The organism is Acidovorax sp. 69 (assembly GCF_002797445.1).
Lineage (GTDB): Bacteria > Pseudomonadota > Gammaproteobacteria > Burkholderiales > Burkholderiaceae_C > Acidovorax.
In genome coordinates this window covers 2,550,179-2,562,958 of the sequence record NZ_PGEP01000001.1, presented here as the reverse complement: position 1 = coordinate 2,562,958, position 12,780 = coordinate 2,550,179, and the positions used below count along the sequence as shown (strand labels likewise).

Genomic DNA, 12,780 nt, shown 5'->3' with positions numbered 1-12,780 from the left:
TTTTTTTGGCGCGACACGCCTGCGCACCCAACGTATGGACCGGGCGTGCCGGGGGCGCTGGCATGTCGGAGCTGTAGATTCGCCTACTTCACAGCAGTCAGGTAGACAGGGTGGGGTGCCGTCAACCCTTGCTTGACCTGCTGGGTGATCGCGTCGGCCAGCACTTCATCGGAGCCGGCTTCAAGGCCATCGAGTGCACGCTGAACAATGTCTTCGGCGCTGGTTTTGGGTACATCAAAACCCCGCGTCAGATCGGTATCCACATAGCCCATGTGCAAGCCCAGCACCTGGGTCTTTTGGTTCAACAGCTCGTGGCGCAGCGCGTTGGTCAGCGACCATGCTGCCGACTTGCTGGCTGAATATGCCGCCAGATCGCCTGCGTTGACCCAGGACGCGACCGACAGCACATTGAGCAGTGCGCCACCCCCATTGGCCTTGAGCACGGGCGCAAATGTTCTGCTCATGTTCAGCACGCCGAAGAAATTGGTTTCGAAAATCCGGCGTGCGACGGCATCACTGTCCTCTGCCAGAAAGCCCCCGGGCTGGGCGACACCCGCATTGTTGATGACCAGGCTTACGTCCGATGCCTTGCGGGCGGCCGCCTGGATCTGCTCCATCGAAGTCACATCGAGTTGCAAGGCCTCGACGCCTTCCAACATCACTGTGGAAGGGTCTCGAGCGGCTGCATAAACCTTGCGCGCCCCCCGTGCGAGCAACTGGCGGGCAAATGCCAAACCGATTCCACGGTTGGCGCCGGTGACGAGAACAACTGCATTTTGAATATTCATAAAAAGCTCCTGGGTATTGAAAATCCATTCAATATGATGATCATCATATTAAAGTGCATGCCATTGAATGAAGCGGCGGTTTATCAGCGCACCTTGATCACCACCTTTCCTTTGGCGCGTCCACTTTCGACGTAGGCCAAGGCTTCATTGGTCGAATCAAACGGAAATACCTTGTCCACCACAGGGCGGATAGCGCCGGATTCGATGAGCGGCGTGATCTGGCTCAATTGGTGGCCGTTGGCTCGCATGAAGAGAAATGAATACTGCACGTTGTGGCTCTTGGCCTTTTTGCGCACGCCAAAACTCAGGATACGAGTGGCCAGCTTCAGAAACCAGGGGCCCCGGATGGCTTCAGCAAACGCCGGATCGGGCGGGCCGGAGATGGAAATGAGGTGCCCGCCAGGCTTGAGCACATTGATGGACTTGGTGAGCGTCTCGCTGTCCTGGCTGTTCAACACCAGATCGTAGTTGTTGACGATTTGTTCGAAATCGTTCTTGCGATAGTCGATAACGATATCGGCACCCAGATCTTTGACCCAAGCGATGTTGTCGGGCCCGGTGGTGGTCGCCACCGTGGCACCCAGGTATTTGGCCAGTTGAATGGCAAATGTGCCAACGCCACCAGATCCCGCCTGGATGAAAACCTTCTGCCCCTCTTTCAGCTGGGCCGTTTCGACCAGCGCTTGCCACGCGGTCAATCCCGCGAGTGGAACGGAGGCGGCCTCTGCCATGGTGAGATTGCGAGGCTTGATGGCGACTGAATATTCTTTGACCGCCACATACTCTGCAAAGGTGCCGATACGAAAATCGTCGGGCCTAGAATACACCTCGTCTCCGACCTTGAAGCGCTTGACGCTGCGACCCACCCCGGTGACCACTCCGGCAACGTCGTGCCCTAAAACAAAGGGTGTGCGGTAAGGCAATATCAGCTTGAATTCACCGCTGCGAATCTTGGAATCCAGCAGGTTGACACCGGCTGCGTGGACTTCGATCAACACCTCATCATCACGCAGGTCTGGATCAGGAATATCAGTGGCTTTGAGTCGCTGGGTTTTTCCGTAGCGCTCAAGGATGAATGCTTTCATGCGTTCGATGTCCTGTTGAACTGGGCGAAAATTAAAATAATTTGGTGGTAGGACATTATTAATTTCACATGATAATCATCATACATAAAGATTAAAAAAACCGCGTGTGGAATTGAAATCCATCACGCGTCTGCGCAGCCCAGGTTTTTAAGGGTTGCCGCGCAAAATGCATCGGACAACGCCGCCTCGTCCACCGCACGGGCCAGCATCAGCGTACCTACCATCGACGCTACCGTGGCCAGCGCGCGCTCGTGGGCGCCGGGCTGTCCCCAGTCGGGCATCTGCCGCGCAACCAGGTCGATCATTTCTTTGATGCGCAGCGTGGCTGCTCGGCGCACCTCTGGCGATTGCCGAGGCATTTCCGACCCAAGGGCCGACACAGGGCAGCCGTTTTCAACTCCGTGAATGTGCTCTTTGGACAGGTAGGTGTTCAGGAGGACCCGCAGTGATTGTTCCGGCGACACTGCCGCAACGATCTCGGCGGCGGCGGCATTGGCGACGGCGCCTGCTCGGTCGGCGGCCTCCGCCAGCATGGCCTCGCGGGAATCAAAGTGGGCGTAGAAAGCGCCGTGCGTGAGCCCTGCTTCTTTCATGATGTCAGCGACACCCGTACCGCCGTACCCGCTGCGGCGGATGGCACGCGACGCTACATCCACGATGCGCTCGTGCGAGGCCTCTTTGGCGGCCGTGCGTTGGTTAACGGGCGTTTTTCGCATGATGCCCATCATACAACAATGATGTCCTACCTGTAAATGAGGGAGGACCGGGAGTTGCAGCGCAGGTGGTTGGCGCCATGAACGGCAGTTCGAGCGGCCACCACTCCATCGCAGTGGCCGTCATGGGTGACGTGCCCCGGCCAGCACGGCGATCAACCGGCGCGTGGCGGCCGGCGGCAAAAGCCGTTATCTGGCAAGCCCCCAGGGCGTGGGCCGTGAGACAAGGTCGGCCGACGAAGAGCGAGGGAGAGATGCACCCAGCGCTGAGTGGCACCCAAGGTGGGCGTGACGGGCTGGTGGCACATCATGGCGCTGACGAAATCGTTGACGCCCACCAAGATCTGCGAGAGCCCCTCGCTCCTCGTCAACGCTTGTACGCCAGAGGGTAGGTTCAGGGCGCCAGCCGCTCCCGCACCCATTCGCCACCATCCATCCGGTACCGCAACCGGTCATGCAGGCGGCTCTTGCGCCCCTGCCAGAACTCCCACTGGTCAGGCTTTAAGCGATAGCCGCCCCAGTGAGGCGGGCGGGGCGGTTTCAGCATGAACTGCGCGCCGTACTTGGCGGCGTTGGCCACCAGCACACCGCGGCCTGAGATCACCTGGCTTTGTGGGCTGGCCCAGGCGCCGATGCGGGAATCCAGCGGGCGGCTGGAAAAGTATTCGTCGCTTTCTGCGTCGCTGACCTTCTCCACAATGCCTTCGATGCGCACCACGCGCTCCAACTCCACCCAGTGGAACTGCAACGCGGCATAGGGGTTGCCAGCAATCTGGCGGCCCTTGCGGCTGTCGTAGTTGGTAAACCAGACGATGCCACGCTCGTCATAGCCCTTGATGAGCACAATGCGGGTGCTGGGACGCAGGTCACTGCCTACGGTGGCCACGGTCATGGCGTTGGGTTCGGGCACTTCGGCGCTGATGGCTTCTTTCAGCCATTGGTCAAACTGCTGCAGCGGGGCGGCGTGCGAGGCGTCTTCGTTGAGTTCGGCGCGCTCGTAGCTCTTGCGAAGGTCGGCGATGGAGGTGGTCATGGGTGCGATTGTGCACGGCGTGATTCAGCGGGTGGCCACCGTGCTTCAGGGGGCGGCGGTGTCATGGTTGTCGTCGAATGAATATTCGCTTACATTGGCCCGGCGATGAAACCCAAAGACGACGACAAGCAACGTGCCATAGCCCAGGCCACCTTTGATCTGGTGGCCCAGACCGGCCTGAGTGGCCTGACCATGGCCGAGATTGCGCGCACGGCCGGCATGGCCACCAGCACGCTGTACGTGTATTACCCGTCCAAGGATGAACTCATCAGCCAGCTCTATCAGGATGCCAAGACCGTGACAGCGGCCCGCATCATGAATGGCATCGTGCCCGGCATGCCCTACCGTGCACGCGTACGGCGCGCCTGGGGCAACCTGCTGCGGCATCGACTGGATCAGTACGCTGAAGTGGTGTTTCAGGAGCAGTACTACAACTCGCCCTGGTTCACCGATGGCAATCGCGAGTTTTCGACCCGCCTGATGGCCGGATTCTTTGCGTTGATGGAAGAAGGCCAGCGGCAAGAAATTCTGAAAGCGGTGCCCATACCGTTGCTCACTGCCAGCCTGGTCGGGTCGGTGCGCGAGACTGGCAATCTGATCCGCACCCAGGTGCTACCCGACGACGATGCGGTGCACCAAATGGCCTTCGGCTTGTGTTGGGATGCACTCAAGGCCTGACGAGCACGGTTTTGTATTTTGCGGTTTAATCGAATAATTATTCTCTTAAAAAAACCATGCGGCCCAAGCGCAAGCCCAAGCCGCAACTGCTTGCGCTGTGCTTTTGAGCGCTGTCCTTCACCCCAAGGAGTTCCACGATGCCCACCCTCCATATCAACGGCAAAAACACGGCAGTGGATGCCGATGAATCCACCCCCATCCTCTGGGCCCTGCGCGACACGCTGGGCATGACAGGCACCAAGTTTGGCTGTGGCCAGGCCTTGTGTGGCGCCTGCACGGTGCATCTGAACGGAGCACCCATCCGCTCCTGCATCACGCCGATCTCGGCCGCTGTGGGCCAGAAGATCACCACCATTGAGTCCGTCACGGCCAACGACAAGGTGGGCAAGGCGGTGCACGCCGCGTGGGTCAAGCACGACGTGGCGCAGTGCGGCTATTGCCAGAGCGGCCAGATCATGAGCGCCACGGCGCTGCTGCAAGGCAAGAAGAAGCCCACCGACGCCGACATTGACGCCGCCATGGCAGGCAATGTGTGCCGCTGCGGCACCTATGTGCGCATTCGCGCGGCCATCCATGACGCTGCCAAAACCTTGGCTTGATTGAAGGAGAACACCATGCACTTCGACTCCAATGCCCTGCAGGGCCAGGCACATCGTTTAATGCCAAAACACCTTCAAGCGCTTATGGATAAAGCGCAAGAAGCTACTAATTCAGGAGCGCCTGACGGGCTAAATGGCGTGGCGCGCCGCACCTTCCTCAAGGTGTCGGCCGCTTCGGGTTTTGCGCTGGGCGCGTTCCCGCTGGTCGCCAGCGCGCAGGGCACCGGTGCCGCCAGCACACCCGCCGGCCTCAAGCCCTTCGAGCAACCCTCGGCCTTTGTGCGCATCGACGCCGATGGCACGGTCACCGTCACCATCAACCGGCTGGATTTTGGCCAGGGCGTGCAAACCGGCCTGCCCATGATCCTGGCCGAAGAGCTGGATGCCGACTGGAGCCGTGTGCGCAGCGTGCACGGCGATGCCAACCAGGCCTATGCCGACCCGATGATGGGCATGCACCTCACGGGTGGCTCCAACTCCATCAAGAACTCGTACACCCAGTACCGCGAACTGGGCGCCCGCACCCGCGCCATGCTGGTGTCTGCCGCTGCGGCACAGTGGGGCGTGGATGCCTCGGCACTGCGCACCAGCAGCGGCTTCGTTGTCGGCCCCGGCGGCAAAAAACTGGGCTACGGCGCGCTGGCCGAAGCGGCCATGAAACAGCCCGTGCCCGAAAAAGTCACCCTGAAAGACCCCAAGCAGTTCCGCCTGATCGGCAAGCCCACCGGGCGGCTGGATGCCAAGGCCAAGTCGAGCGGCCAGCAGGATTACGGCATTGACGTGCGCCTGCCCGGCATGTTGACCGCTGTGGTCGCACGCCCGCCGGTGTTTGGCGCCAAGCTCAAATCGCTGGACGACAGTGCCGCCAAGGCCTTCAAGGGGGTGAAGGCTGTGCTGCGCGTGCCCACCGACCGGGGCGGCGAGGGCGTGGCCATCGTGGCCGACGGCTACTGGCCCGCCAAGCAGGGGCGCGATGCGCTGAAGGTGGAATGGGACACCAGCGCGGTGGGCAAGCCTGACACCACGGCACTGCTGGCGCAGTACCGCGAGCTGGCCACCAAGCCCGGCAACGTGGCCATGCAGGCCGACATGGCGCCGCTGGCCACCGCACCCAAGAAGATCAGCGCTGAATTTGTGTTCCCTTACCTGGCACACGCTCCCATGGAGCCGCTGAACTGCACCGTCAAACTCGACGGCGACAAGGCCGAACTCTGGATGGGCACCCAAATGCCCGGTCTGGACGCCATGGCTGCCGCCAAAACACTGGGCCTGCAGCCGCAGAACATCAAGGTGCACACCCAGATGGCTGGTGGCGGCTTTGGCCGCCGCGCCATTCCCACTAGCGACTACGTGGTGGAAGCCTGTGGCGTCGCCAAGGCGGCACGCACGGCGGGCATTACCGCGCCCGTGCGCACGCTGTGGAGCCGCGAGGACGACGTCAAGGGCGGCTACTACCGCCCCATGCATGTGCACCGCGCAGAAATCGGCTTTGACGCGCAGGGCAAGATCCTGGCGTGGGACCACACCATCGTCGGCCAGTCCATCACCAAGGGCTCACCGTTCGAGTCCTTCATGGTCAAGAACGGTATCGATGCCACGGCTGTGGAGGGCATGAAGGAGCCGTATGACGTGCCCATGAAGCTGTCGGTGCACCACCCGGATGTGAACGTACCGGTGCTGTGGTGGCGCAGTGTGGGTTCTACCCACACCGCCTACGCCATGGAAACGCTGATCGACGAAGTAGCCCGCGCCACCCAGCAAGACCCTGTGGCCTACCGCATGGCCCTGATGGGCGACAAGCACCCGCGCCACAAGGCCGCGCTGCAGCTGGCCGTGGCCCAGTCGGGCTATGGCAAGAAGAAACTGGCAGTCGGCCGTGCCTGGGGCGTGGCGGTGCACGAGTCGTTTGAGTCGGTGGTGGCGTATGTGGTCGAGGCCTCCGTGAAGGATGGCACACCCAAGCTGCACAGCATCACGGCCGGTGTGCACTGCAACCTGGTGGTCAACCCCAAAAGCGTGGAGGCGCAGGTGCAGGGCGCTGCGCTGATGGGCCTGGGCATGTGCCTGACCGGTGGCGCCATCACGCTGAAGGATGGGGTTGTAGAGCAAAGCAACTTTGGCGACTACGCCGTGCCGCGCATCACCGACATGCCGCAAGTGACTGTGCACATCGTGCCCAGCGCCGACCCACCGAAGGGCATGGGCGAGCCCGGCCTGCCACCGCTGGCACCGGCGTTTGCCAACGCCATTGCGAAGATCACGGGCAAAACGCCGCGTGAGCTGCCGTTCAAACTGGCGTGATGGCCACTGAGAGCCGCAGCTCGTCACCCACCCAGCCCGTGGTGCTGGTCCTGGCCTCCGGCCGGGGTGAGCGGTTTGCGGCATCAGGCGGCGCCGTGCACAAGCTGCGCGCGCCCTTGGGCAGCACAACGGTGCTGGAGCACACGCTGGCCGCCGTGCGCGCCAGCGGTTTGCCCTGGCATCTGGAGGATGTGGGGCACCCGGGCATGGGTGATTCGATCGCAGCGGCGGTGCGCACGACAGCGGATGCCGCCGGCTGGTTGGTGCTGCCAGGGGATCTGCCACTGATACAACCTGCAACCCTGCGCACCATCGCAGCCGCCCTGGCGGATTGCGCCGTAGCCATGCCGGTGCACCACGGCGAGCGTGGTCACCCGGTGGGCTTTGCAGCAGAATGCCTGCCGGGGCTTTTGGCCCTGACAGGCGAGCAGGGGGCTGCCAGCGTGGTGCGCGAGCAGGCGCAGCAGGGCAGGGTGCGTTGGGTGGAGGTGGAAGACATGGGCACGGTGACCGATGTAGACACCGTGCAGGACCTGGACCGCGCCGCGCGATTGTTGGCAGACGCACCACGGTGCTCACCTCAGGGGTGACGGCGTTCTGAGGCGCTGTTCACAGTCTTTTCATGGGGGCCACAAGGCGGTCAACACCCGCATTCATGCGCCCTGTTGGCATGAAAGAAGGCCCGCAGTCAACGGCTCCCTTCAGGGAGTCTGTCGGATTTGGCCTGCCGAACGCGAAAATGAACCGCTGCGGCCCCGTTGCCGCTGACGGTTTCCAAGTCCGAAAGGCCGCTGGGGCTACTTGCTTGCGGTGATGACAGCGCAGGCCAGGCGGGGGCCGGCGTTGCCTGTGGGCTGCGTCTTGTAGTCGTCGGGGTCTCGGTGGACGATCAGGCCTTTGCCAATGATGTCGGTGGTGGGGCCCGCCACACTCACGCTGTGCGACACAAAGCTGAACGCGGCCACGCCGTACTTGTCGGCCTTGAGGCTAGGCAAATCACCGGTGTGGTGGTCTCCTGCGCCGTGGTGGCCATGCGCCTTGCCTGTGGGGTTGAAATGCCCACCGGCGCTCATGCCGTCGCCGCTGGAGCAATCGCCCTTTTCATGCACATGAAAACCGTGCTCTGAATCGGGCTTGAGGCCCCGGATTTCTCCAGAAATGCGCACGCCATCGCCGGTCTGGACAAAGGTCACGCTGCCACTCGTGGTGTTGCCACGCGTGGGTTCCAGTTTGGCACTGGCGCGGTTGCTGATGTAGGACGACGCGCAGCCTGCCAGCGCCAATGCAGCAAGCGACGACAGAATCGACAGGGTGAAACGAGCCTTCATGACCCACTCTCCTTAAAACATAGACAGAGGAACACCGCGCAGCACCGCGGTCAGCCGCAAGCGGTGGCCTGCCATCCTATCTGCGCCAGCCGCGAACTACATCTCTTTTTTTGCCAGCGCCATCAAACGGGCCAGGGCCCGGTCGTGAATACCATGCTTGCGCAGCTCGTCAAAGGTGGCCTGGGCGTAGTCGCGCGTGGTGCCATAGCGCCCGCAGGCCTGCTCAAAAATACGGCGGTATTCGTGGTCAGGCAGCTCGCCCGTATGGTTGGGGCTTCTGCGCGACAGGGTAAAGGCCAGGGCACGCACCGGGCCGTGGGGGGTCTGGCAGACCAGCCAGCGCGGGTCGTACACGGCGGTGACCATTTCGCGCTGCCACAGGTTGATCATGACCTGCCGGGCATGGGCCTTGTCCACCCGGAACACCATGCCCCGGCAACTGCCGCCCGAGAGCATGCCAAACACCAGGCCCGGGCATTCGGGGGTGCCCCGGTTGATGCGGCTCCACATCTTCAGGGCCCGGTGCCAGCCATGCACCTTGGCCGGGCGGCGCTCTGCATAGTCAAAATCCGGGCGCCAGATGAGCGAGCCGTAGCCAAAGACCCACAAATCCTCGTGGCCGCCCCAGTCCAGCAGAGCACGCTCCAGCATGGGGGCCGGATCTCGCAAGGGCGCGGGCAGATTCGTCATGGGATCACTCTACAATCGAAAGCTTTGCTACAAGTGGCCAGGGGCTTGTGTTTCGATGGGTTTACCACGGCCACGGCATCCATTTTTTCTTACTCACTACAGGGATCATCCATGTCCAGCTCTGACGACGATAGCCAACAACGTTTTGCCCTCGGTTTTCTGTTTGCACTGATTGCGCTGGTGATCTCTGTGGTCGTGGGCACTGTGGTGGTCCAGCGTGTGGGCGCCAAGGCTTCGGCCAAGCCCGAGGCGGCAGCGGTTGCAAGCAACGCGCCAGCCGCGCCCGCTGCTGCTGAGGCAGCAGATGACACTGCCAGCGTGCGTGTGGAAAACGGCGTGGTGAAGTTCTACTTTGCCAGCGCCAAGGCAGACCTTGCCGCTGGCGCCAACGAAGCCCTGGCCGACGTGGTCAAGGGTGTGGCAGAGGGCAAGAAGGCGGTGGTGTCGGGTTTTCATGACGCCACGGGCGACGCTGCTCTGAACGCAGAATTGGCCAAGCAACGCGCCCTTGCCGTGCGCGATGCGCTCAAGGGCCTGGGCGTGGCCGAAGACAAGGTGGAGCTGAAGAAGCCCGAAGAAACCACGGCTACCGGCAGCAACGCTGAAGCGCGCCGCGTGGAAGTGACGCTGGGCGCCCTGTAAGCGTTGCCTGTGCCTGCAACAAAAAACCCGGCGCTGCCGGGTTTTTTATGGCAAAAATGGCTGCTTGCGCTAGTGAATCATGTGCAAGTAGCTATCGTTTTAGCAGCAATTGATTACCGCAGACCCGCGCCACCCGTGCCCTCGGCGCGTTGGATCAACTCGATCTTGTACCCATCCGGATCGGTCACAAACGCGATCACTGTGGTGCCGCCTTTCACGGGGCCCGCTTCGCGCGTCACGTTGCCACCCGAGGTCTTGATCTTCTCGCACGCGGCATACGCATCGGGCACACCCAAGGCGATGTGCCCATAGGCCGTGCCCATGTCGTAGCTTTCGGTACCCCAGTTGTAGGTCAGCTCGATCTCGGCCTGGCCCGGGTTGCCACCGTCAAAGCCCAAAAAGGCCAGCGAATATTTGTACTCGGGGTTCTCAGACTGGCGCAGCAGTTGCATGCCCAGCACCTGGGTATAGAAGTCAATCGAGCGTTGAAGGTTGCCAACGCGCAGCATCGTGTGGAGGAATTTCATGCCTTTGATTGTGCGGGCAAGTCAAAAACCAGGCAGGTGGTGGTGGCGTGGGCATAGAGCGTGCCGTCTGGCCCCACCAGGCGCGCCTCGGCCGTGGCCAGTTGGCGCCCGCAGTGGATCACACGGCCTTCGGCACGCACGCGCTGCACCTTGGGCGTGATGGCTTTGACCAGGTTGATGCCCAGCTCGGCCGTGGTGTAGCCGCGCCCTGGCTCCATGCGGGTGTGCACGGCACAACCCAGGGCCGAGTCGAGCAGGGTGGCAAACCAGCCGCCGTGCACCGTGCCCATGGGGTTGAGGTGCTCCAGGCGCGGTGTGCCCTGAAAAATGGCCGTGCCTTCGCCCACTTCCACGATCAGAAAATCCAGCGTCTTGGCAATGGCGGCGTAGGGCAGTTCGGCGCGCAGCATGGCCTGCATTTGTTCAAGGCCCGTCATGTGGGCGATCTGCTCACGCCGGGCCACGCCCGGGCCGGGGCCAGCGTCCAGCTGCGCAAGGATGTCGCGCTCTTGCGCAAGCCAGTGTTCAAGGTGGTTGTGTGATGTCATGGGGTGTCCTGGTCAGAAATGGGGTCTTAATCACTAAGTTGCATATGCAATTATTGCAGATACAATTAAATCTATGCAAGCCAACACCTTCACCGTGGACTCTGCCGCACCGCCTGCTCTACAGGTTCTGCCGCAGGGGTGCACCAACTTCAAACTGCGCCAGCTGATGCGTCGCGTGGCCCACCATTACGACGTCGAGATGGCGCAGAGCGGGCTCAAGACGACACAGTATTCCTTGCTGTCGCATGTGCTCAAACTCGGGCCCATCCGGCCGGGAGACTTGGCCGTGGTCATGAAGATGGATGCCTCCACACTGACGCGCAACCTGCGTCCCCTGATCGATGCGGGCTGGGTGACGCTGGAAGCGGGCGCCGATGCCCGCAGCCGCCTGGTGCACATCACCGACACCGGTCGCGACAAGCGCGCCGAAGCCAAGCGCCACTGGAAGGCGGCCCAACTGGCACTGAACGAAACATTGGGCGCAGACCGTGTGATGGCGCTGCACGCGCTGGTGGACGACTCGCTGGCCTTGCTGGCCGCACTGCCCGCGCAGGAGGCGGACCATGGCGAATAACAGCCCCGCAAAAACGACGACCCCGGCCGCCGTGCCGCTGGCCCTGTGGCTGGTGCTGCTGGCCGCCGCCGGGGCCTTCGCGCTCACCATGGGCACACGCCAGACCATGGGCTTGTTCCTCTCGTCCCTCAATACATCCACGGGCTTGGGCATTGGCAGCATCAGCCTGGCGTTTGCGTTTGGCCAGCTTTGGTGGGGCCTGACACAACCTTTTGCCGGAGCCGTGGCCGACCGCATTGGAACGGGACGGGTGATTTTGCTGGGCGTGGCGCTGGTAGCGCTGGGCACCTTCATCACGCCCTACATGACCACCACGGCCGGGTTGATTTTCGCGATTGGCGTGCTGGCCGCAGGCGGCGCGGGCATGGCGGGGCCATCGGTGCTGATGGCCGCCACGGCACGGCTGGTGCCCGCGCACAAACGCGGGCTGGCCAGCGGCATCGTCAATGCAGGCGGCTCTTTTGGCCAGTTCATCATGGCGCCTATCGCCATTGGCCTGACGGCGGCTGTGGGCTGGGCCAGCGCCATGCAGTGGCTGGGTGTGCTGGTGCTGCTGGCGCTGCCAGCGGTGTGGGTGCTCAAGGGCAACTCCAACGCGCTGGCGGCGCAAGCCGCTGCCGCGTCAGGGCAAAAGGCGCTGACTGCGCGCGAGGCGATTGCCCAGGCGCTGGCCACCCCGAGCTACCGGTATCTGGCGGCGGGCTTTTTGGTGTGCGGCTTTCATGTGGCGTTTTTGGCCACGCACCTGCCGGGCGTGATCGCCGCCTGCGGTCTGGCGCCCGAGGTGGGCGGCTGGGCCTTGGCCATGATTGGCCTGTTCAACATCGTGGGCAGCCTCGCCATGGGCTGGGCCGTGGGGCGCTGGCGCATGAAGTCGCTGCTGTCGCTGCTGTACGCCACGCGCGGTTTGGCGGTGCTGATCTTTTTGTTTGCACCCAAGACGCCCGCCGTGGTGCTGATTTTTGCAGCGGTGATGGGCGTCACGTTCCTTTCTACCGTGCCGCCCACGGTCGGCCTGGTCGCCAAGATGTTTGGCACCGCCAACATGGCCATGCTGTTTGGCATCGTGATGCTGGCGCACCAGGTGGGTGGGTTCTTTGGCGCCTACCTGGGCGGCACGGTGTTCCAGGCCACGGGCAGCTATGACTGGGTTTGGTACATCGACATCGTGCTGGCCGTGGGCGCGGCACTGGTCAATCTGCCGATCCGTGAAGCCCGCTTAGCCCGCCCGGCTGCGGCTTGAGCGCGCCATTCACTCACCTCCATCTTCCAAT

15 protein-coding genes are annotated in these 12,780 nt (G+C 62.6%); 7 read left to right on the top strand and 8 right to left on the bottom strand.

What is annotated here, in order from left to right; translation table 11 throughout:
* Nucleotides 1-83 precede the first annotated feature (83 nt).
* The 4 genes from CLU85_RS11730 to pdxH form a co-directional block, all read right to left on the bottom strand.
* Nucleotides 84-788 (bottom strand): SDR family oxidoreductase, encoded by a 705-nt coding sequence (locus CLU85_RS11730; RefSeq protein WP_100410419.1) that lies wholly within the window; start codon nt 786-788, stop codon nt 84-86.
* A gap of 83 nt (nt 789-871) precedes the next feature.
* Entirely contained in the window at nt 872-1,873 is a 1,002-nt protein-coding gene (locus tag CLU85_RS11725) for an NADP-dependent oxidoreductase (protein ID WP_100410418.1), read from the bottom strand.
* A 122-nt stretch (nt 1,874-1,995) separates the two neighbouring features.
* Entirely contained in the window at nt 1,996-2,601 is a 606-nt protein-coding gene (locus CLU85_RS11720) for a TetR/AcrR family transcriptional regulator (RefSeq protein WP_100410417.1), read from the bottom strand.
* Nucleotides 2,602-2,980: 379 nt separating this feature from the next.
* Nucleotides 2,981-3,619: a pyridoxamine 5'-phosphate oxidase gene (pdxH, locus tag CLU85_RS11715; RefSeq protein WP_100410416.1), complete on the bottom strand. Its 639-nt coding sequence runs from the start codon at nt 3,617-3,619 to the stop codon at nt 2,981-2,983.
* A 105-nt stretch (nt 3,620-3,724) separates the two neighbouring features.
* Between pdxH and CLU85_RS11710 the strand changes: the two genes are divergently transcribed.
* From CLU85_RS11710 to CLU85_RS11695, 4 genes are all read left to right on the top strand, one after another.
* On the top strand, nt 3,725-4,297 hold the full coding sequence (locus CLU85_RS11710) for a TetR/AcrR family transcriptional regulator (RefSeq protein WP_100410415.1): 573 nt from the start codon (nt 3,725-3,727) through the stop codon (nt 4,295-4,297).
* 137 nt (nt 4,298-4,434) lie between these two features.
* Nucleotides 4,435-4,896 (top strand): (2Fe-2S)-binding protein, encoded by a 462-nt coding sequence (locus tag CLU85_RS11705; RefSeq protein WP_100410414.1) that lies wholly within the window; start codon nt 4,435-4,437, stop codon nt 4,894-4,896.
* A gap of 15 nt (nt 4,897-4,911) precedes the next feature.
* Nucleotides 4,912-7,197, top strand: a complete 2,286-nt coding sequence (locus CLU85_RS11700) for a xanthine dehydrogenase family protein molybdopterin-binding subunit (protein WP_100410413.1) — start codon at nt 4,912-4,914, stop codon at nt 7,195-7,197.
* Nucleotides 7,197-7,787 (top strand): NTP transferase domain-containing protein, encoded by a 591-nt coding sequence (locus tag CLU85_RS11695; protein ID WP_100410412.1) that lies wholly within the window; start codon nt 7,197-7,199, stop codon nt 7,785-7,787. The genes CLU85_RS11700 and CLU85_RS11695 overlap by 1 nt, the downstream gene beginning before the upstream one ends.
* A 207-nt stretch (nt 7,788-7,994) precedes the next feature.
* On the opposite strand, the gene CLU85_RS11690 is transcribed toward CLU85_RS11695, so the two are convergent.
* Both CLU85_RS11690 and CLU85_RS11685 read right to left on the bottom strand, forming a co-directional pair.
* Complete coding sequence (locus CLU85_RS11690; RefSeq protein WP_100410411.1) at nt 7,995-8,525, bottom strand: superoxide dismutase family protein; 531 nt, start codon at nt 8,523-8,525, stop codon at nt 7,995-7,997.
* A gap of 96 nt (nt 8,526-8,621) precedes the next feature.
* The gene (locus CLU85_RS11685) at nt 8,622-9,215 is read right to left on the bottom strand and encodes a gamma-glutamylcyclotransferase (RefSeq protein WP_100410410.1); all 594 of its coding nucleotides are present in this window, start codon (nt 9,213-9,215) and stop codon (nt 8,622-8,624) included.
* Between the two features lie 111 nt (nt 9,216-9,326).
* Between CLU85_RS11685 and CLU85_RS11680 the strand changes: the two genes are divergently transcribed.
* The gene (locus CLU85_RS11680; RefSeq protein ID WP_100410409.1) at nt 9,327-9,857 is read left to right on the top strand and encodes an OmpA family protein; all 531 of its coding nucleotides are present in this window, start codon (nt 9,327-9,329) and stop codon (nt 9,855-9,857) included.
* 113 nt (nt 9,858-9,970) lie between these two features.
* Here the strand turns inward: CLU85_RS11680 and gloA are convergent, their stop codons facing one another.
* The gene (gene gloA / locus CLU85_RS11675) at nt 9,971-10,384 is read right to left on the bottom strand and encodes a lactoylglutathione lyase (protein ID WP_100410408.1); all 414 of its coding nucleotides are present in this window, start codon (nt 10,382-10,384) and stop codon (nt 9,971-9,973) included.
* Nucleotides 10,381-10,932, bottom strand: coding sequence for a PaaI family thioesterase (locus CLU85_RS11670; protein WP_100410407.1), 552 nt, complete (start codon nt 10,930-10,932; stop codon nt 10,381-10,383). Before CLU85_RS11670 ends, gloA begins: the two co-directional genes overlap by 4 nt.
* A 73-nt stretch (nt 10,933-11,005) precedes the next feature.
* Between CLU85_RS11670 and CLU85_RS11665 the strand changes: the two genes are divergently transcribed.
* Nucleotides 11,006-11,506, top strand: a complete 501-nt coding sequence (locus CLU85_RS11665; RefSeq protein ID WP_100410406.1) for a MarR family winged helix-turn-helix transcriptional regulator — start codon at nt 11,006-11,008, stop codon at nt 11,504-11,506.
* Nucleotides 11,496-12,749, top strand: a complete 1,254-nt coding sequence (locus CLU85_RS11660) for an MFS transporter (protein WP_100410405.1) — start codon at nt 11,496-11,498, stop codon at nt 12,747-12,749. Before CLU85_RS11665 ends, CLU85_RS11660 begins: the two co-directional genes overlap by 11 nt.
* Nucleotides 12,750-12,780 lie beyond the last annotated feature (31 nt).

Coding starts and splice junctions, on each gene's coding strand:
- CLU85_RS11730 (WP_100410419.1), bottom strand. CDS start 788: ATGAATATTCAAAATGCAGTTGTTCTCGTCACCGGCGCCAACCGTGGA.
- CLU85_RS11725 (WP_100410418.1), bottom strand. CDS start 1,873: ATGAAAGCATTCATCCTTGAGCGCTACGGAAAAACCCAGCGACTCAAA.
- CLU85_RS11720 (WP_100410417.1), bottom strand. CDS start 2,601: ATGATGGGCATCATGCGAAAAACGCCCGTTAACCAACGCACGGCCGCC.
- pdxH (WP_100410416.1), bottom strand. CDS start 3,619: ATGACCACCTCCATCGCCGACCTTCGCAAGAGCTACGAGCGCGCCGAA.
- CLU85_RS11710 (WP_100410415.1), top strand. CDS start 3,725: ATGAAACCCAAAGACGACGACAAGCAACGTGCCATAGCCCAGGCCACC.
- CLU85_RS11705 (WP_100410414.1), top strand. CDS start 4,435: ATGCCCACCCTCCATATCAACGGCAAAAACACGGCAGTGGATGCCGAT.
- CLU85_RS11700 (WP_100410413.1), top strand. CDS start 4,912: ATGCACTTCGACTCCAATGCCCTGCAGGGCCAGGCACATCGTTTAATG.
- CLU85_RS11695 (WP_100410412.1), top strand. CDS start 7,197: ATGGCCACTGAGAGCCGCAGCTCGTCACCCACCCAGCCCGTGGTGCTG.
- CLU85_RS11690 (WP_100410411.1), bottom strand. CDS start 8,525: ATGAAGGCTCGTTTCACCCTGTCGATTCTGTCGTCGCTTGCTGCATTG.
- CLU85_RS11685 (WP_100410410.1), bottom strand. CDS start 9,215: ATGACGAATCTGCCCGCGCCCTTGCGAGATCCGGCCCCCATGCTGGAG.
- CLU85_RS11680 (WP_100410409.1), top strand. CDS start 9,327: ATGTCCAGCTCTGACGACGATAGCCAACAACGTTTTGCCCTCGGTTTT.
- gloA (WP_100410408.1), bottom strand. CDS start 10,384: ATGAAATTCCTCCACACGATGCTGCGCGTTGGCAACCTTCAACGCTCG.
- CLU85_RS11670 (WP_100410407.1), bottom strand. CDS start 10,932: ATGACATCACACAACCACCTTGAACACTGGCTTGCGCAAGAGCGCGAC.
- CLU85_RS11665 (WP_100410406.1), top strand. CDS start 11,006: ATGCAAGCCAACACCTTCACCGTGGACTCTGCCGCACCGCCTGCTCTA.
- CLU85_RS11660 (WP_100410405.1), top strand. CDS start 11,496: ATGGCGAATAACAGCCCCGCAAAAACGACGACCCCGGCCGCCGTGCCG.